Origin of the sequence: Nocardiopsis changdeensis (assembly GCF_018316655.1) — a bacterium.
GTDB classification, from domain to species: domain Bacteria; phylum Actinomycetota; class Actinomycetes; order Streptosporangiales; family Streptosporangiaceae; genus Nocardiopsis; species Nocardiopsis changdeensis.
Genome location: NZ_CP074133.1, coordinates 3,691,797 through 3,709,785 on the forward strand (window position 1 = coordinate 3,691,797; position 17,989 = coordinate 3,709,785).

Below are 17,989 nucleotides of genomic sequence, written 5' to 3' on the forward strand. Positions count from 1 at the left end.
GCCGGGCGGCCCCGCGGTACCCGGCTCAGCGCGGCCGGTACAGGTGCAGGCGCACCGAGGCGGTCACCGCGACCGGTTCGGGCAGGGCGGCGATCCGGCCGGCGAGTTCGGCGGGGTCGAGGTGGCGGGCGCTGGGGCCCATGCCCACGACGGTGGCGGCGTCCTCACGGGCGAGGTCCATCGTGAACCGGAGCGGTTCGACGCCGACGGGGTCGAAGCGCCCGTGCAGGCCCTTCTCCAGGCGCTCGTCCTTGCGCGGGTCCACCGACAGCAGCCCCAGCGGAGCACGCAGCTCGGCCAGGTGGTCGGCCCCGGGCACGACCACCACCAGGAGCCCGCCGGGCGCCAGCACACGGGAGAACTCCTCCGCGTTGCGCGGGGCGAACACGTTGAGCAGGACGTCGGCGGTGCCGTCGCGCAGCGGCAGCCCGCGCCAGGCGTCGGCGGTGACCGCGCCCGCGCGCGGGTGGGCCCGGGCGGCGCGGCGGGCGGCGAACTTGGACGCGTCCACGGTCAGGCCGACCGCGCCGGGGACCTCCTCCAGCACGTGCGCCAGGTAGTGGCCGGTGCCTCCGCCCACGTCCACCACGAACGGGGACCCGGGCGCCTCGCGGGCCACGGTCCGGGCCAGGGCGTCGCCGATGGGGGCGTAGTGCCCGGCCTGCTGGAACCGCGTCCGGTCGGCGACCATCGCCTTGTCGTCGCCGGTCCCGGGAGGGGTGGCGCCGGTGAGCAGGCTGACGTACCCCTCGCGGGCCACGTTGAACACGTGCCCGGCCCGGCACTCCACCCCCCGGCCGGTGGCGGCGAGGTCGAGCCCGCAGGCCGGGCAGGCCAGGGCGGTGAACGCGGTCTCGGGCATGCGCGGCCGCGGGCCGCCTGCGGTGTTCGTGCTCGTCATGATCGCCGCCAGCCTACCGGCGCCCCGCCCCGGCCCCGTCCCGGTCAGGAGCGGTGCAGCACCGCGACCGGGTACCGGTCCAGCAGGCCGGCCAGGGGCGGGGCGGTGAGCCCGTCGGGGCCGGTCGGGGCGATCTCGCGGCCGGTGAGCAGGTCGCGCCACACCCCCGGCCCCGAGGGCAGCGGCAGCACCGTGTCCGCCCAGCCCCCGGCGTCGGCCAGGGTGATCGGCAGCCGGGTCGCCACCGCGGCCAGGTCCGGGTGGGACGCGCCGCGCGAGGTGCGGGCGAAGGCCAGCGCGTGCCGGGCGGCCGGGCCGGAGGCCTCCAGCGGCAGGTACCCGCGCGGCTCCAGGTCGCGGCGGGCGCGCAGGCAGGTGCGCACCAGGTGGAGCTTGGCCGCGCCGGACCCGTCCACCGGCGGCAGCCACCCCTCCTCCAGGCGGGCCAGCAGCTCCTCGCGCAGCCGGTGGTCCACCGGGCGGCGGTTGTCGGGGTCCACCAGGGACAGGTCCCACAGCTCGGTGCCCTGGTAGACGTCGGGGACTCCGGGGCCGAGCAGGTGCACGGCCTTCTGGCCCAGGGCGTTGGACCACCCGGCCCCGCGGACCGACTCCACCACCGACAGCACCTCGCCGTGCAGGGACGGGTCGTCCAGGACCCGGCCGGGCCAGGCGCGGACGCGGTCCTCGAAGTCGGGGTCGGGCGCGGTCCAGGAGGTGCCCAGGCGGGCCTCGCGGGCGGCCTTGAGCAGGTAGTCGGTGAGCCTCTCGGCGTCGATGGGCCAGGCGCCCACCAGGGTCTGCCAGCCCAGCAGGTTCAGGGACGGCTCGGGCAGGGCGCACCGGTCCGTCCAGCGGCGCACCGCTTCGGTGAACCCCTCCGACACCTCGGCCAACGCCGCCAGGCGGGCGCGCACGTCCTCGGAGCGTTTCGTGTCGTGGGTGGACAGGGCCGTCATGGTGTGCGGGGCGGCGGCCTCGCGGCGGGCGGCGTCGGCGTGGAACTCCTGCGGGGCGACCGCGAAGTCGGCCGGGTCGCCGCCCACCTCGTTCAGGGCGGTGAACCGGGTGGCCCGGTAGAACGCGGTGTTCTCGGTGCCCATGGCCACGACCATGCCGCTGGTCTGCTGGATGCGCCGGGCGGGCTCCCCGCGCGGGTCGGCGCGGACCCGGTCGTCGATCGCCTCCAGGTGCTGCTCCAGGTCGGGGCGCCGGCGGGTGGCGGTCTCCACCGCCCGCGCCCAGGCATCCTCCCCCTCGGGCAGGTAGGAGCGGTACACGTCGAAGGCGCACAGCAGCTCGACCACCGCGTCGGCGCGCCGCTCCAGGGCCACGGCGTCCAGGGGGCGGCCGTCGCGCGGCGGCCGGGGCGGCACCAGGGCGGCGATGCGGCGCACCTCGGCGGCGAGCAGGTCGGTGGCGGCGGCGTGGCGGGCATGGGCGTCCACCGCCGCCATGTCCACCTCCACCCCCTGGTCGGCGGCCAGGGTGGTGAAGTCGGCCTCCCCGGACGGGGAGACGAACACGCCGCCGGTCACCCGCAGGGCGTCGTAGCCGGTGGTGCCGGCCACGGGCCAGGACCGGGGCGGGTCCTCGCCGGGGGCGAGGATCTTCTCCACCACGATCCAGCCGGGGAAGCGGGCGGCCAGGGTGCGCAGGTACCCGCCGGGGTCGGTGAGCCCGTCGACGTGGTCGACGCGCAGCCCGTCGATGCGGCCCAGGTCGGCCTGGCGCAGGATCTCGGCGTGCACGGCGTCGAACACGCCGGGGTCCTCCACCCGCACCGCGGCCAGTTCGCTGACGTCGAAGAACCGCCGGTAGGTGAGCTCGGAGTCGCCGCGCCGCCAGGACACCAGCCGGTAGTGCTGGCGCTCGTGGACGGCCCGCGCGTCGTCCCCGGGCGTGTACGTGCCCTCGGCCAGGGGGTGGAGCCTGTCGTGGTAGGCCAGGCAGCCGTCGACGACGCGCAGGTCGGCCAGGGCGGCCCGGCCGCCGTCGCCGTCGTCGGCCAGCACGGGGAGGAGGATCGGCCCCGCGTCGAAGTCGATGTCGAAGCACCGCGCGTACGCCGACCCCCGGCCCTTCTCCAGCACGTCCCACCACCAGGGGTTGGCGTCGGGGCGGGCCACCGACATGTGGTTGGGGACGATGTCCACCACCACGGCCATGCCGGCCTCGTGGGCCTTGGCGGCCAGCGCGGCGAACGCCTCCTCCCCGCCCAGTTCGGCGGAGATCCGTGTGGGATCGACCACGTCGTAGCCGTGCGCGGACCCCGGGGCGGCCTGGAGGACCGGCGACAGGTACAGGGCGCCCACGCCGGTGCGCGCCAGCCGGTCCACCACCCCGGCGGCGTCGACGAGGGTGAACTCCGGACGCAGTTGCAGGCGGTAGGTTGACGTCACGGGGACGGTCGGGATGCGGTGCGTGCTCATCACGCCCCTACCCTTGCCCGCCTCCCCCGCGTGTCATGCACGCCCGCGCCGCGGTCGCCGGCCCCGCCGGGGGCGGTGCCGGGCATCGCGGACGCAATGGTTAAATTCTTCGGCGGTGTTCCGTACACCTGCCAGAACGCGCCCACGGCGGGCGACGCGTCGGTGCACACCATGGGGTCACCGACACCGATGAAAGGGTGAGAAGCAAGTCGTGCTCCCGTCCAACAAGCGCTCCCGGACCCACGCCGCGGCAGGCGCCGCCCTCGCCGGACTGCTGCTGGCGGCCACCGCCTGCGGCAGCGACGACGCCGTGCGCGACGCCGCGCCCCCGGCCGTCCCCGACGACCTGGAGTGCTTCTCCGGCAGCCTGTCCGGGGCCGGGTCCAGCGCCCAGGAGAACGCGATGACGACCTGGATCGCCGGGTACCAGTCGGCCTGCGACTCGCGCGTCTACTACGACTCCATCGGCTCGGGCGGCGGCCGCAACCAGTTCATCGACGGCGCGGTCGCCTTCGCGGGCACCGACGCGGCGGTGGACCCGGAGGAGAACGCCGACGCCATGGAGCGCTGCGGCGGATCCGACACCATCAACCTGCCCGCCTACACGGTGGCCATCGCGGTGGTGTTCAACCTGGAGGGCGTGGACTCCCTCAACCTGCGCCCGGGCACCCTGGCGAAGATCTTCGACCAGAAGATCACCCGGTGGAACGACCCGGAGATCGTCGCGGACAACCCCGACGCCGACCTGCCCGACCTGGAGATCACCCCGGTCAACCGCGCCGACGACTCGGGCACGACCGAGAACTTCACCCGGTACCTGCAGACGGCCGCCCCCGACGAGTGGCCGCACGAGGCCGACGGGCAGTGGCCGGTCACCCCGCGCGAGTCGGCGCAGGGCAACAGCGGCATCGCCGACACCGTCAAGCGCGCCGAGGGCTCCATCGGGTACGTGGAGATGTCCCACGTGCACGGCATGTCCACCGTGTCGGTGGGTGTGGGCGACTCCTTCGTGGAGATCTCCCCCGACGCGGCCGCGCAGGTCGTGGCCGACTCCCCGCGCAGCGAGGACGCCACCAACGAGTACGACCTGGCCCTGGACCTGGACTACGGCACCACCGCCGAGGGCGCCTACCCGCTGGTCCTGGTCAGCTACGAGGCGGTGTGCCTGGACTACCCCGACGACGCCGAGGCCGAGCGGGTCAAGGCGTTCCTGCGCTACGTCATCAGCGAGGAGGGCCAGGAGGCCGCCTCCGCGGAGACCGGGTCCACCCCGATCAACGAGGCCCTGCGCGAGCAGCTGCTGACGTCCATCGACGCCGTGTCCTGACCCGCGGGGTCCTCACCCGCGGCCGCGGCGCCGGGCCAGCCCGGCCAGGCGTTCGCGCCAGCGGGCGAGCCGCCCGGCCCGCCGCTCCGGCGGCGGGTCCCCGGCCCGTCCGGTGTCCCCCGGGTCCCGGCGTCCCCGGCCGCGGCGGTGCGCTCGACCCGCGGGACCGGGCGCGGGGGCGGCGGCACGGACCGGTACAGGGACAGGTCGGTGAGCGTGTCCTGCCCGGCGTGGATGCGGTAGCGGCCGTGCAGTTCGGCCACCACGTCCCCCAGGTCCTCGTCCTCTTCGCGCACCCGCAGCGCCCGGGCCAGGGCGCGGGTGCGCCACAGCCGCACCCCGGCGTCCCGGGTCGGCGAGGCCGCCGGGTACAGCTCGGTGAGCCCGGCGCGGGAGCGCTCGGCCCCGGCGAGCAGGCGCGAGAGCGCCACCTGGCCCAGCCCCCAGGCCACCGGGACCTGGAGCAGGAACGGCGAGGGGAAGCCGGTGCGCGGTGTCCGGGACGCGAACGAGACGCGGGGGTCGCGCAGGTAGTTGGCCTGGATCAGGCGCAGGTCCAGGTGCGGTCCGACCGGGGCACCGGGGGCGGTGCCCGCCCCCTCCCAGTCGGCGACCAGGGTCAGGGCCAGGTCGGTCTCGGCGCTGTCGAGCAGCCGGTCCGCGCAGCCGCGGACCAGGTCGTAGGGCGCCCCGGACACGTCGACCACGGCGTGCACCAGCGGGACGCGCCGCCGGTGCGCGGGGACGCGCTCGCGGTAGGCGTGCGGGTGGGGCATCAGCTCGGCCAGCACCTCGGTGCGGAACCGCTGTGAGGGCAGCCGGGTGCGGGCGGTGCCGGCCGGGCCCACGTGCCAGGCGGTGGCGGCGGGTTCGGGGATCATGACCGCCCCCGCCTGCCAGAGCCGGTAGCCGAACTCGGTGTCCTGGCCCAGGTCGAGGTCGGGGTCCACCCCTCCGGCCGCCTCGTAGAGGCTGCGCCGCACGGCCGCGGCCGCCCCCAGGTAGGCGTGGAATCCCAGGTGGTCGGCGTCGCGCAGGTCGTCGCTGTCGGCCAGGACGCGGTCGATCCACTCGTGGCCGCGCCCGGGGGCCATCTCGTCGTGCAGGGTGCCGGCCCGCACCTGGGCCAGCAGTTCCGCGGGGCTGTCGGGGGCGGAGTCCGCGAAGGCCACCCGTCCCAGGGTGACGGCCTCGGCGTGCACGTGGTGCCAGCGGGCCTGGGCCTCGATGAACTCCCGGCCCACCACCGTGTCGGCGTCCAGCCACACGAGGATGTCGCCGGTCCCGGCGTGAGCGCCGTAGGCGCGGGCGTACCCGGCCCCCCAGGTGCCGTCGGGCACGGTGAGGACGCGGCACCGGCGGGGGCGCAGCTCCGGCAGGCGCAGGGGCGGGCGGGAGTGGTCGTCGACGACCAGGACCTCCACCAGGTGCTCGGGGTAGGTCTGTCCGGCCAGGGCGGCCAGGACCAGGTCGAGCCGGTCCTGTCCGCCGCGCGCCGGGATGACGACGCTGACGCTCAGGTCGGGGGTCCACCCGCCGATGTCGGGGGGCGTCAGCGCACTCCAGTCGTTGCGGAAGACCCGGGTGAGGACGCGCTCGACCCGGCCGCGGTGCGATACCCCGTCGACATGAGACCCTACGTGTTTATTCAGTGACACAGAGTCACTATAGCCCTGTTTCGCGTCACCGTGGGGAGCCTTGCCCCGGTGTCCCCCGTCCGTTCCGACCTCCCCGTATCGACACGGAACCGCCCTCGGACGCACGAGACGCCCCGCGGTCCGGAGACCGCGGGGCGTCCGCGCCCGCCGCCGGCACCCGGCAGGGGCGCCGGCGGCCCCGGGCGGAGGGCGCTCCAGGGGGCGGAAGGGCGCGCCCGGTCAGCCGACCCGGACGGCGGCCGTGAACACACCGTCCCAGTACGCCGCCAGCGACACCTCTTCCAGCGGCTTGGACGGGTTGGAGCCGTGGATCATCATGCCGTTGCCGGAGTAGATCCCCACGTGGCTGGGCGCCGACTCGCTGTAGAAGAACAGCAGGTCGCCGGGCTGCACCTGGTCGCGGGAGATCCGCGTCCCGGCGTTCACCTGGTCGTAGGTGGTGCGCGGCAGGTTCACCCCGGCCTGGGCCCAGGCGGCCTGCACCAGGCCCGAGCAGTCGTACCCGTCCGGGCCGGTGCCGCCCCACACGTAGGGCTTGCCGATCTGGGCGCGGGCGAAGTCCAGGACCGCCTGCACGTCGCCCGAGGCAGCGACCTCGGTCCCGCCGCCGCCCGAGCCGGCGACCTCCACCGACGTGGGGTCCACCCCGCCCAGGCTCTCCAGCACCTCGGCCTGCTCCTCCAGGGCCGCCTCGCCGTCCTCCTGGGCGGTCTCGGCCTCCTCGAGCGCCTCGGCCGCCCGCTCCTCGGTCTCGGCGGCCTCGGCGTGCAGCCTCTCGCTGTGCTCGACCTCCTCGATGTACCCGGCCAGCACGTCCTGCTGGCCCTCGGAGAGGTAGTCGAGGTCGGCGACGTTCTGCAGCGCGGCGTCGGGGACGCCCCCGAACAGGACGGTGAACATGCTGTAGGGCGAGCCGGTGTAGGCGACCTGCGCGATCCCGGCGACCTTGCCGGACATCTCCTCCAGCTCGTCCTCGGCCGCGGTCAGGCGCTCCTGGATCTCCTCCAGCTCGGCCTGGGCCGCCTCGTGGTCCTCCTCGGCCTGGTTGAAGGCCTCGTTGAGCCCCGACAGCTCCTCCTGGAGCTGCTCGTACCGTTCCTGGGCCTCCTCGGCGGTCGGCTCGGCGGCGGCGACGCCGGACGAGAGCACGACCGCGCCCAGCGCGGCGAAGCCGACCGTCGCGAAGCGGCGGCGGGCACCACCGGTGACAGGGTTGCGAGTCAAGGGACCGACTGCCTTCCTCCCACACCCGCCTACCGGCGCAGGGCATCCCGAGGGCGCGCCGGAGGGGCGCGCAGGGGATGCGGGAGCGAGGGGGTCCCGGCGTCGGGGGCGCGAGGGATCGCGCGGGTGCCGGGCGTTCTGCGGCGGCCTCCGCTCGTGGGAAAAGGACTCGGAGCGAGCGGAGCGCGGCGGCACCGGGTGCCGTCGCCCTGGTGGCGACTCACGGGGGCGACCCGGTCTGAGGGAACAGTAATCCACCCCCTGGACCGGACGCGACCCTTTCGTTACTTTTCCTTGGGCAACCTTCCGACCTGCGGGGTTGCTTCACGAATGCGGCAAAGCCCGCCGGTGCGCGGGAACGGCACCGTTTTCTGCCCCGGAGAAGAGCACCAAAACGGGGTCAAGTCAGCAGAAAATGTGACGTGCATCATGCGAACCGCGGGCGGGGGAGGCGGACCTCCCCCGCCCCGTGCGTCACAGGTGGCGCGACCACCACTCCAGGATCGCCTCGAACCGCGCGACCCGGTGGCTGGGCAGCCCCGATCGCGACAGCTCGTGGCCCTCACCGGGGAACAGCAGCATCTCCGTCTCGGCCCCGCGCGCCTTCAGCGCCGCGAACAGGCGCTGGGCCTGCTCCACCGGGCACCGCCAGTCCTCCTCCGAGTGGATGATCAGCACCGGGATACCGATCCGGTCCGCGTACGTGAGCGGGCTCTGCTCCGCCCACTTCTCCGCCGGCCCGTACAGCGGCTCGGGGAACAGCGACCCGATGTCGGAGGAGCCGCTGAAGCTGTCGATCGCGTTGACCGCCCGCTCGCTGATCGCCGCCCGGAACCGGTCGCTGTGGTGGCCCGCGATCCACGTGGTCATGAACCCGCCGTGCGAACCGCCCAGCACCCCCACCCGGGAGGCGTCCAGCCGCTCGTCCTTCAGGGCCTCGTCCAGGAAGGCCAGCAGGTCGGTGGCGCTCACCTCGCCCACCGCCCCGATGATCGCCCGGCCGTGCTCCTGCCCGTACCCGGAGGACCCGCGCGGGTTGCACATCACCACCGCGTACCCGGCGGCCGCGTACACCTGCGTCTCGTCGAAGACCTGGTGGCCGTAGGGCGCGAAGGGCCCGCCGTGGATCATCAGCAGCACCGGGTGCGGGCCCTCGCCCTCGGGGACCGCCACCCACCCGTGCACCGGGTACCCGTCGGCGGTGTGCGCCACCAGCTCCGTCATCGGCAGCGGCTCGACCCCGGCTGCCAGCGACGTCAGCGCGCGGGCGCCCGCCGCCTCCACCGCCACCAGCTCACCGCTGCTGCGCCCGTCGGCCACCGCGGCCACGGTCACCCCGGCCGCCGCGTCGAACGCCTGCACCTGCACCTTGTCGGCGAGCACCACCGCGGGCTCCCCGCCCCCGAACGGCACCAGCAGCAGGTCGACCGCCCCGCGCCGCTCGGCCGTGGCCAGCACGCCCTCCTGTGTCACCGCCAGGGAGCCGACGAAGCGCGGGTCCTCCTCGGGGGTGAGCCGGGTCGGGGCGGCCGAGCCGTCCGCGGGCACCGACCACACCGCCGTGGTCCGGCCGACGAAGTCGCGCAGGTCCTCGCCCAGCCGGTCGGCGAGGAAGAACACCGTCGCCCCGTCCGCGGAGTACACCGGCGCCCCGGCGCTCAGGGTGCCGTCGGTGACCCGCCGCGGCTCGGCCCCGGCCTGCGGCGCCACCGCCCACAGGTCCTCCACCAGGTCGGTGTCGTGGGTCTCGTGGCGGGCCGCGGAGAACACCAGCTCGCCGCCGTCGGGGCTCCAGGCCACCCCGGAGTGGTCGAAGTCGCCCTTGGTGACCTGCACCGGCTCCCCCGCCTCCGCGGCCGGGTCGATCGGCGCCGACACGAACACGTGCGAGTGCCGGTCGGTGAGGTAGCCCAGGCCGTCCAGCTTGTGCTTGAGGCGGGTGATCCGGCGCGGCGGCTCCTTGCCCGGCTCGCCGTCCACGTACCGCTTCTCCTCGGGGATCCGCGCCGTGTACGCCACCCGGGTCGAGTCCGGGCTCCACACCGGGGTCCCGGCGCCCAGCGGGTGCGCGGTGATCTTCCACGCCTCGCCGCCGTCGGCGGGCAGGACGTGGATCTGCGGCCGCTTGTCCCCGTCCGGGCGCAGGAACGCGATCCAGCGGCCGTCGGGGGAGAACACCGGCGACCGGTCCCGGTCGCCGCGGGTCAGCCTGGCCGGCGCGGCCGAGCCGTCGGTGGGGACCGACCACAGCGACCCGAGGTAGGCGTCCTCCTCCAGGTCGGGGCGGACCACGGAGAACACCGCGCGCGAGCCGTCGGGGGACAGGGTCGGCGCGCCGACGGTGTGCAGGTGAACGATGTCGGTGGGTTTCATGCAGATGTCGGCGTCCCGGCGCGGGGCCCGGGGGCGCCCCTCCTCGCTCGTCGGGCGGCGGGCCCGTGTGTCCGGGACCGCCGCGGTCCGGGCGCGACCGTGGGGGTGCGGTCGGCCGTGTCCGTCAGGGGCGGATCCCGCCCCTGACGGACCCTATCCGCGCACTCCAGGGAATATCCAGGGCATTTACGGCATCGGTCGGCGGAGCGAGCCATCGGTCTCCAGGTCGGTACAGATCCATACCCCGTCCCGGCGCCGGGCCCGGAACGCGAACACCCGCGCCCGCAGGTCGCAGGCGATCACCGCGCTGGCCTCCAGGCCCTCGCCCACCCGCTGGTGGAACACCCGCTCCAGGCGGGGCGCCGACCGGCAGGGCAGCGCGCCCCGCAGCCGCCGCAGCTCCTCGCGCACCGCCACCCCCACCCGGTCCCGCATCGCCTCGGGGGTGCGCCGCCCCGCCAGGACCTCCGCCATCTGCTGGGCCAGCAGGTGGACCTCCCCCGGGGTGCGGTGCCCCTCCAGAGGTGCGTGGCAGCGGCCCCGCGGCGTCCGCCGCGGCGGGGTCCGCGCCGGGGTGGCCGCCGGACGGTACGGGTTCGCCGGGGGCGGCGCGGCGGTGCGCCGGACGTGCGGGTCCTGCGCGCCGGAGCAGATCGGGCGGGGGCAGGCCCCGCGGGGCCCGTGGTGACGGTCGGGCGAGTGGGACATGAACGTTTCCCTTCCCAGGGGACGACATCCGGTCACACCCCCTCACAGAGCCCCCTCGTACGGCCCCGATCCACCTGGCATACCAGGTTTCGGTTCGGCCACCGCCCGACCCGCCCCCCGCCACGGCCTCCCCCGCAGGCGGCATACTGCCTGAGTGACTCACGCGTACCTTTCCTCCCCCGTGCCGCTGGCCCTCGCCCACCGGGGCGGGTGGATCACCGACGACCAGGGCGTGCGCCGCACCGAGCTGGAGAACACGGCCGTCGCCTTCCAGCACGCCGTGGACCTGGGCTACACGTACCTGGAGACGGACGTGCACGCCACCGCCGACGGCGTCCTCATGGCGTTCCACGACGACACCCTGGACCGCGCCACCGACACGGCCGGCGCCATCGCCGACCTCCCCTACCGCGAGGTCGCCCGCGCCCGGGTCGGCGGGCGCGAGCCCGTCCCCCTGCTGGAGGACCTGCTCGGGAGCTGGCCGCACGCGAGGTTCAACATCGACCTCAAGGCCGACAGCGCCGTCGCGCCCCTGATCGACGTGCTGCGCCGCACCGGCGCCTGGGACCGGGTGTGCGTGGGCTCCTTCGACCAGCGGCGCCTGGACCGCGCGCGGGCCCTCTTCCCCCGTCCGGTCGCCACCTCCTGCGGCCCGGTGGACGTGGCCCGGCTGCGCGTGGCCTCCCTGTCCCCGCTGCTGCGGCCGCTGGCCCCCCGCGCCCCGCTGTGCGCGCAGATCCCGATGTGGCAGGGGTCGTTCCCGGTGCTGAGCCGCGACCTCATCCACACGGCCCACCGGCTCGGGATCCAGGTCCACGTGTGGACCGTCAACGAACCCGAGGTGATGGAACACCTGCTCGACGCGGGCGTCGACGGGATCGTCACCGACAACACCACCGCGCTGCGGGACGTGCTGGTCCGCCGCGGCCGCTGGACCGGCGGCCCCGTCAGAGCGCACAACGGATAGGAAACCCCCACCATGACCGACCCCGCCCCGGAGGCCACCGCGCACTCCGAACCCTCCCCCGACCCGGCGCAGCGCCGCCGCGAACAGCGCGGCTGGTACCTGTACGACTGGGCGAACTCGGTGTTCATCACCTCGGTGGTGACCGTGCTCATCGGCCCCTACCTGAGCGGCCTGGCCTGCTCGTCGGTGGGCGCCGACACCTCGCAGGCGTGCCTGGACCCGGACCTGTCGCTGGGGCTGTTCGGCCTGCACCCCAACGCGCTGTACCCGGCGCTGACCACCGCCGCCATCCTCGTCCAGATCGTGCTCCTGCCGGTGTTCGGGGCGATGGTCGACCATTCGCAGAACAAGAAGCGGTGGCTGTTCTGGACCGCGTTCGGCGGCTCGGCGGCCACCGTCGGCCTGTACTTCGCCTCCGACGGCTACCTGGCGGCCTCGGTGCTGTTCCTGCTGGCCAACCTGCTGTACGGCTTCTCGATCGTGGTGTACAACGCGTTCCTGCCCGAGGTCTCCACCCCCGACGAGCGCGACCGGGTGTCGGTGTCCGGGTGGGGCATCGGCTACCTGGGCGGGGCGCTGCTGCTGGTCGTGCACCTGGTGCTGGTGCTCAACACCGACGCGCTGGGCATCGGCGCCGCGGACGCCGCCCGGATCGCGTTCGCGTCCTGCGGCGTCTGGTGGCTGGGCTTCACCGTCCTGGCGCTGCGCCCCCTGCGCAACCGCTACGGGGCGCTGGCCACCGGCGGGCCGCCCAGGATCGGGCAGTCGGTCAGGCAGTTCGGGCGCACGCTCAAGGACATGCGCAAGTACCCGAACACCATCCTGTTCCTGCTCGCGTTCATCTTCTTCAACGACGGCGTGCAGGCGGCCATCCGCTACGCCGCCCCCTTCGCCACCCAGGACCTGGGCCTGGAGCAGGGCACGCTGATCCTGACGATCCTCATCATCCAGTTCGTGGCCTTCGCCGGCGCCTTCGCCACCGGGTGGCTGTCCCGGTACCTGGGGTCCAAGCGCACGGTCCTGGTGACGCTGGTGGTCTGGGGCGGCCTGGTGTCGGCCGCCTACTTCCTGCCCGCGGGCGACGTACCGCTGTTCATCGCCCTGGGCGTGGGCATCGGCCTGGTGCTGGGCGGCACCCAGTCGCTGGCGCGGTCGCTGTTCTCCCAGCTCATCCCCAAGGGCCGGGAGGCCGAGTACTTCAGCCTCTACCAGATCTCCGACAAGGGCTCCACGTTCCTGGGGTCGCTGGCGGTGACGGTCGCGGTGTCGATCACCGGCGGCTACCGGGTGGCGGTGGTGTCGCTGATCGCGTTCTTCATCATCGGCGGCGTCCTGCTGTGGCGCACCCGCATGCGCGAGGGCATCCTCGCCGTCGGCAACGAGGTCCCCGAACGCCTCTGACCTCCCCGCGCACCCGAGGGCCCCGGCGTCCGCCGGGGCCCTCGTGCGTCCCCCCGCCCGGGGTGTCGGCGGGGACCGGGATACTGGGGCCCGACGGGAACGGGGGGACGGATGCGGGTGCTGCACGGGGTGTGGGACAGGGACGCGCTGGTGGTGTGGGGTGAGGGCGAGGCCCCCGGCACCGGGCGGGCCGGGGACCGGCCGCACCCGTTCGCGCTCGGGCACCGGGCGCTGGAGGCCCTGGCCGCCGGGGCGGAGGACCCGTCGCCCGACGCTCCCGGGGGAGGCGGCGGAGGGCGGGCGGTGCCGGAGCGGACCGTGCTGGAGCTGCGGCTGCCCGGGACGACCGCCGCCCCCGACCACTCCGCCCGGGCCTCGGGGGAGCCCGCCGCGTTCCACACCTGGACCGTGCCCGGCCTGCGGCTGCCGCCCGCGGCCGCCGACCGGCTGCTCGGCTCCCCGCCCGACGGGGCGGGCCCGTCCCTGCGCCACCTGGCCGCGGTGGACGCCTTCGCCCGCGCGCTGGTGGACGCCGGGTGCGTGCTGCCGGACCTGGTGGGCGCACCGCCCCGGGCGCGGTGGCGGCCCGCCCCCGCCTCCTGGGCCGAGGAGCACCTGGCCGCGCTCACCGCCTCCCTGCCCGCCTCCGCGCGGGCCCACCTGCCCGGCGCCTCCGCCGACGCCGTCGCCCGCGCCTGCGTGCTGGCACCCGTGGAACTGCTCACCGACGCCGTGGCCCGCCGCACCGCCCGCCCGTCGCCCTCCACCGCCCTCAACGGACGCCTCCGGCGGCAGAGCACCAGCCCACCGGGCACCCCGGAGGCGCTGCTGGCCGCCGCGCTGACCGGGGACGACCCCGTGCTGGACGCCGAGGCCGCCGCCCGGCTGCGGCCGGCCCTGAGGGAGTGGCGCTCCCGGGTGCGCGGCGCGGGCCGCGCCGGGCTGCTGTTCCTGCTGCGCGAACCCGAACGCGGCACCCCCTGGACCGTCGAGTTCTGGGTCCGCTCGGTCGCCGACCCCGGCCTGCGCCTGCCCCTGGAGCAGGTGTGGTCCGGCGAGGGTGCCGCCTGGCTGCCCCCCGACGTCTCCGTCACCGCCCTGGCCGACCTGCGCCGCGCCGCGCGCCACCACCCGCTGGTCGGCCGGGCACTGGGCGACCTGGCCCCCTCCCGGCTGCTGCTCGGTGTGGAGGACGCCCAGCGGTTCGTCGCCGAGGCAGCGCCCGCGCTGGCCGCCGCCGGTTTCGGGGTGGTCCTGCCCGAGCTGCGCAAGGGCCCCCGGGTGGGCCTGCGCATGACCGCCGAGCCCGTCAAGGGCCGCAAGGGCGTCGGCGGCATCGGCCCCTCCGACATCGTCGCCGTGTCCTTCGAGGCGGTGCTGCGCGGCGACCCCGACGGCGAGACCGCTCCCCTCACCGAGGAGGAGCTGGCCGAACTCGCCGAGCTGGCCCGCCTCAAGCGCTCCCTGGTGCGGGTGCGCGGCCGCTGGACCCAGCTGGACCCCGAGCGCCTGGAGGCCGCGCTGGAGTGGATCTCCACGCGCGGGCGCCGGATGCGCCCCGACGAGGCGGTGCGCACCGCGGTCGGCGCCGGCCAGGCCCCGCCGCTGCCGGTCGAGGAGGTCGTCGCCCCCGGCCCGCTGGGCGCCCTGTTCGACGGCTCGGCCGCCGCCGACCTGCGCCCCCTGGGCACCCCCGACGGGTTCAAGGCCCACCTGCGCCCCTACCAGGAGCGGGGCGCCTCCTGGCTGCGGTTCCTGGGCGAGCTGGGCCTGGGCGCGGTCCTGGCCGACGACATGGGCCTGGGCAAGACCGTCCAGCTGCTGGCCCTGCTCGCCGACGCCCGTCCGCTGGACACCGGCCCCACCCTGCTGGTCTGCCCGGTGTCCCTGGTCGGCAACTGGCGGCGCGAGGCCGAGCGCTTCGCCCCCGACCTGCGCGTCCACGTCCAGCACGGCCCCGACCGCCCGCACGGCAACGACCTGGCCCGCCTGGTCGGCCGCTGCGACCTGGTGATCACCACCTACGGGGTGGTCTCCCGCGACACCGGCGAACTGGCGGGCCTGCCCTGGCAGCGCGTGGTCTGCGACGAGGCCCAGGCCCTGAAGAACCACGACACCCTCCAGGCCAGGGCGGTGCGCTCCCTGCCCGGGCGCACCCGCATCGCGCTCACCGGCACCCCGGTCGAGAACGACCTGGAGGAGCTGTGGTCGATCATGGACTTCGCCAACCCGGGCCTGCTCGGCTCCGCGGCCGCCTTCCGCGAGGCCGTGGCCGGGGAGGACGGCCCCGACACCGCCCGGGTGCGGCGGATGACCGGCCCGTTCGTGCTGCGCCGCCTCAAGACCGACCGGTCGATCATCGCCGACCTGCCGGAGAAGGTGGAGATGCGCACCTGGTGCACCCTCACCCCCGAGCAGGCGTCCCTGTACAAGGCGGTCGTGGAGGAGATGACCGAGCGCCTGCGCGAGGCCGACGAGCGCGAACGCAAGGGCCTGGTGCTGGCGACCATGACCCGGCTCAAGCAGATCTGCAACCACCCCGCCCAGTTCCTGGGCGACGGCTCGGCGCTGGCGGGCCGGTCGGGCAAGCTGGACCGGCTGGAGTCGATCCTGGGCGAGGCCGCCGCCGAGGGCGACAAGGCCCTGTGCTTCACCCAGTACGCCCGCTTCGGCGACCGGCTGGCCCCCTACCTGCGTTCGCGGCTGGGGGTGCCGGTGCTGTGGCTGCACGGCGGCACCCCGCGCGCCGAGCGCGAGGAGATGACGCACCGCTTCCAGACCCTGGACGGCCCCGCGGTGTTCCTGCTCTCGCTCAAGGCGGCGGGCACCGGCCTCAACCTCACCGCGGCCAACCACGTGGTGCACGTGGACCGGTGGTGGAACCCGGCGGTGGAGGACCAGGCGACCGACCGGGCGTTCCGGATCGGGCAGCGGCGCGACGTGCAGGTCCGCAAGATGGTGTGCGTGGGCACCATGGAGGAGCGGGTGGACGAGATGATCGAACGCAAGAGCGCCCTGGCGCGGGGCGCGGTGGCCACCGGCGAGGCCTGGCTGGCCGGGCTGTCGGTGGACGACCTGCGCGAGGTCGTGCGCTTGGCCCCGGAGGCGGTGGCGTGAGCTGGTCGGAGCAGGTGGAGCAGTGGCTGGGCCCGTCGGTCCCGGGCCCGGTGGACCGGCTGTCGGTGCGCCCGGGCGAGGTCACCGCGCGGGTCGGCGGGTTCGAGGTGAGCCTGATCCGCGCGGTGCCCGACGACGCCCTGTGGGACCGCGTGTGCGAGGCCCTGGCCTCCCAGGAGGTGTTCCGGGCCCGGGTGCTGGCCGGCGAGCTGCCGGTACCGGTGGGGCGGGTGTGCACGATGTTCGGGGTGGACCTGGTGCCGCGGGGTTGGGACGCCCTGGTGGCCACCTGCTCCTGCGACCGCTGGGACGGGGTGTGCGCGCACCTGCGGGCGGCGGCCGCGGCCCTGGCCGCGCAGGCGGACCGGGACCCGTTCACGCTCACCCGGTGGGCGGGCATGGACAGGGGCGCGCTGCGCACCCGGGTGATGGCGGCCGGGCGCATAAAAGGACCTTCGGTCCCAGAGGAGACAGCTCGGGATAATGCCTCCGAGGCGATAATCGAAGACGTCACCGACCCCTCCGATCACGCACCGGACTCGGCGGCCGCGTTCTGGTCGGCGCCTTCCCCGCCGGGGCCGGTGGATATACCCTCGGGTTCCGGGGACCGCATCAGGGCCGCCGCTCCGGGCGCGCTGGCCGACGAACTGCCGCCATTCCCGCGCCCGGGAACATGAACACGGGCCGATCGAATACGCGATTTGCGATTTCCTCGGGAAAACGCCCGTGGGAAGTGACCGGGGCGGTTACGATTCGGCTCAAGATCACGTCGCACGGCGTGGCGGATTCCCGCACGGGAAAACGGGAACCCGTTCGGCGCGCGCGTCCCGCGCCGCCCGAGCACAGGAGGTCGACGATGCCGGTCCGCAGCCCCGCACCGCCCGTCCTCCGCCCCGTCCGTACGGGCCCTCTCTTCCTCACCGCCGCCCCCGCGCGCGACGACCGCACCCACACGACGAAGGAGGCAGGGGCGCCCTCTGCCCGGCGGTGTCGCCCGCCGGGTGCCGCCCCGGACCGCACATGGCCGACCGCTTCCCCCCCGACATCGACATGGAGACCCCCAGCGTCGCCCGGATGTACGACTACCTGCTCGGCGGCAAGGACAACTTCGAGGTGGACCGCAAGGCCTGTGACGTCCTCCTTGCGCAGCTACCGGAGTTCCTCACGCTCTCCCACCAGAACCGGGCGTTCCTGACCCGGGCGGTGGAGTACGCGGCCTCGCAGGGCATCGACCAGTTCCTGGACCTGGGGGCCGGGCTGCCCACGGCGGACAACACCCACCAGGTCGCCCAGCGGGTCTCACCGGACGCCCGGGTCCTGTACGTGGACAACGACCCGATCGTCATCGCCCACGGCCGGGCGCTGCTGGCGGGCGGCCGGGGCGCCGGGTTCCTGATGGCCGACATCTCCCAGGGGGTGGAGTCCGTCCTGACCGCCCCCCTCACCCGCGACCTGCTGGACACCGACCGGCCGCTGGGCGTCATGCTGGTGTCGATGCTGCACTGCATCCCCGACAGCGCCGACCCCTTCGGCATGGTGTCCCGGCTGATGGAGCGCGTGGCCCCGGGGTCCTTCCTGATCTACTCGCACATCGTGTCCGACGACCCCGAGACCGCCGCGTGGGTCACCGACAAGATGCTGTCCTTCGGCACCCCGTGGGGGCGGGTCCGCTCCCCCAAGGAGGCCGCGGCGGCCTTCGAGGGGCTGGACCGGGTGAGCGCCTGGTCCGACGACCGCGACGAGGAGCCGCGGGCGGTCGACTGCGCCAGCTGGCGCCACCCCGAGATCGCGCCGCGGACCCGGCCGGGCGACCTGACGGTCAAGCTGTGGGAGTACTCGGGGGTGGCGGTCAAGCGGTGAGGCGCCGGGTCCCGCCGGAGC

General features: G+C 75.1%; 12 protein-coding genes. 6 read left to right on the forward strand and 6 right to left on the reverse strand.

The window, feature by feature from the left end; genetic code table 11:
• Positions 1 to 25: 25 nt before the first annotated feature.
• Entirely contained in the window at positions 26 to 862 is an 837-nt protein-coding gene (locus KGD84_RS16795) for a putative RNA methyltransferase (RefSeq protein ID WP_370634693.1), read from the reverse strand.
• Positions 863 to 945: 83 nt separating this feature from the next.
• On the reverse strand, positions 946 to 3,333 hold the full coding sequence (gene treY, locus KGD84_RS16800; protein WP_220561379.1) for a malto-oligosyltrehalose synthase: 2,388 nt from the start codon (positions 3,331 to 3,333) through the stop codon (positions 946 to 948).
• Positions 3,334 to 3,544: 211 nt separating this feature from the next.
• On the opposite strand from treY, the gene pstS reads away from it, so the two are divergent.
• The gene (gene pstS / locus KGD84_RS16805) at positions 3,545 to 4,660 is read left to right on the forward strand and encodes a phosphate ABC transporter substrate-binding protein PstS (protein ID WP_220561380.1); all 1,116 of its coding nucleotides are present in this window, start codon (positions 3,545 to 3,547) and stop codon (positions 4,658 to 4,660) included.
• Here pstS and KGD84_RS16810 read toward each other — a convergent pair.
• The 4 genes from KGD84_RS16810 to KGD84_RS16825 all read right to left on the reverse strand — a co-directional run bounded on the left by KGD84_RS16810 (position 4,549) and on the right by KGD84_RS16825 (position 10,623).
• Positions 4,549 to 6,318: a glycosyltransferase family 2 protein gene (locus tag KGD84_RS16810; protein WP_260697136.1), complete on the reverse strand. Its 1,770-nt coding sequence runs from the start codon at positions 6,316 to 6,318 to the stop codon at positions 4,549 to 4,551. The two genes, pstS and KGD84_RS16810, sit on opposite strands and share 112 nt — an antisense overlap.
• A gap of 219 nt (positions 6,319 to 6,537) precedes the next feature.
• Positions 6,538 to 7,542 (reverse strand): C40 family peptidase, encoded by a 1,005-nt coding sequence (locus KGD84_RS16815; protein ID WP_220561381.1) that lies wholly within the window; start codon positions 7,540 to 7,542, stop codon positions 6,538 to 6,540.
• A gap of 474 nt (positions 7,543 to 8,016) precedes the next feature.
• Entirely contained in the window at positions 8,017 to 9,915 is a 1,899-nt protein-coding gene (locus KGD84_RS16820) for a S9 family peptidase (protein ID WP_220561382.1), read from the reverse strand.
• 186 nt (positions 9,916 to 10,101) lie between these two features.
• On the reverse strand, positions 10,102 to 10,623 hold the full coding sequence (locus KGD84_RS16825) for an Rv3235 family protein (RefSeq protein WP_220561383.1): 522 nt from the start codon (positions 10,621 to 10,623) through the stop codon (positions 10,102 to 10,104).
• Positions 10,624 to 10,777: 154 nt separating this feature from the next.
• Here KGD84_RS16825 and KGD84_RS16830 point away from each other — a divergent pair, with 154 nt between their 5' ends.
• From KGD84_RS16830 to KGD84_RS16850, 5 genes are all read left to right on the forward strand, one after another.
• Positions 10,778 to 11,590 carry a glycerophosphodiester phosphodiesterase family protein gene (locus KGD84_RS16830; protein ID WP_220561384.1) on the forward strand — a complete coding sequence of 271 codons (813 nt, stop codon included), beginning with the start codon at positions 10,778 to 10,780 and terminating at the stop codon, positions 11,588 to 11,590.
• 12 nt (positions 11,591 to 11,602) lie between these two features.
• Positions 11,603 to 12,991, forward strand: coding sequence for an MFS transporter (locus KGD84_RS16835; RefSeq protein ID WP_220561385.1), 1,389 nt, complete (start codon positions 11,603 to 11,605; stop codon positions 12,989 to 12,991).
• A gap of 111 nt (positions 12,992 to 13,102) precedes the next feature.
• Complete coding sequence (locus tag KGD84_RS16840) at positions 13,103 to 16,108, forward strand: DEAD/DEAH box helicase (RefSeq protein ID WP_220561386.1); 3,006 nt, start codon at positions 13,103 to 13,105, stop codon at positions 16,106 to 16,108.
• Positions 16,105 to 16,785 carry a hypothetical protein gene (locus KGD84_RS16845; protein ID WP_220561387.1) on the forward strand — a complete coding sequence of 227 codons (681 nt, stop codon included), beginning with the start codon at positions 16,105 to 16,107 and terminating at the stop codon, positions 16,783 to 16,785. The genes KGD84_RS16840 and KGD84_RS16845 overlap by 4 nt, the downstream gene beginning before the upstream one ends.
• Positions 16,786 to 17,128: 343 nt before the next feature.
• Entirely contained in the window at positions 17,129 to 17,968 is an 840-nt protein-coding gene (locus tag KGD84_RS16850; protein WP_220561388.1) for an SAM-dependent methyltransferase, read from the forward strand.
• Positions 17,969 to 17,989: the final 21 nt, after the last annotated feature.

What these genes read in the sequence shown, in the direction of transcription:
- KGD84_RS16795 (WP_370634693.1), bottom strand. Translation starts at nt 862, where the DNA reads ATGCCCGAGACCGCGTTCACCGCCCTGGCCTGCCCGGCCTGCGGGCTC.
- KGD84_RS16820 (WP_220561382.1), bottom strand. Translation starts at nt 9,915, where the DNA reads ATGAAACCCACCGACATCGTTCACCTGCACACCGTCGGCGCGCCGACC.
- KGD84_RS16850 (WP_220561388.1), top strand. Translation starts at nt 17,129, where the DNA reads ATGGCCGACCGCTTCCCCCCCGACATCGACATGGAGACCCCCAGCGTC.
- KGD84_RS16840 (WP_220561386.1), top strand. Translation starts at nt 13,103, where the DNA reads ATGCGGGTGCTGCACGGGGTGTGGGACAGGGACGCGCTGGTGGTGTGG.
- KGD84_RS16835 (WP_220561385.1), top strand. Translation starts at nt 11,603, where the DNA reads ATGACCGACCCCGCCCCGGAGGCCACCGCGCACTCCGAACCCTCCCCC.
- KGD84_RS16825 (WP_220561383.1), bottom strand. Translation starts at nt 10,623, where the DNA reads ATGTCCCACTCGCCCGACCGTCACCACGGGCCCCGCGGGGCCTGCCCC.
- treY (WP_220561379.1), bottom strand. Translation starts at nt 3,333, where the DNA reads ATGAGCACGCACCGCATCCCGACCGTCCCCGTGACGTCAACCTACCGC.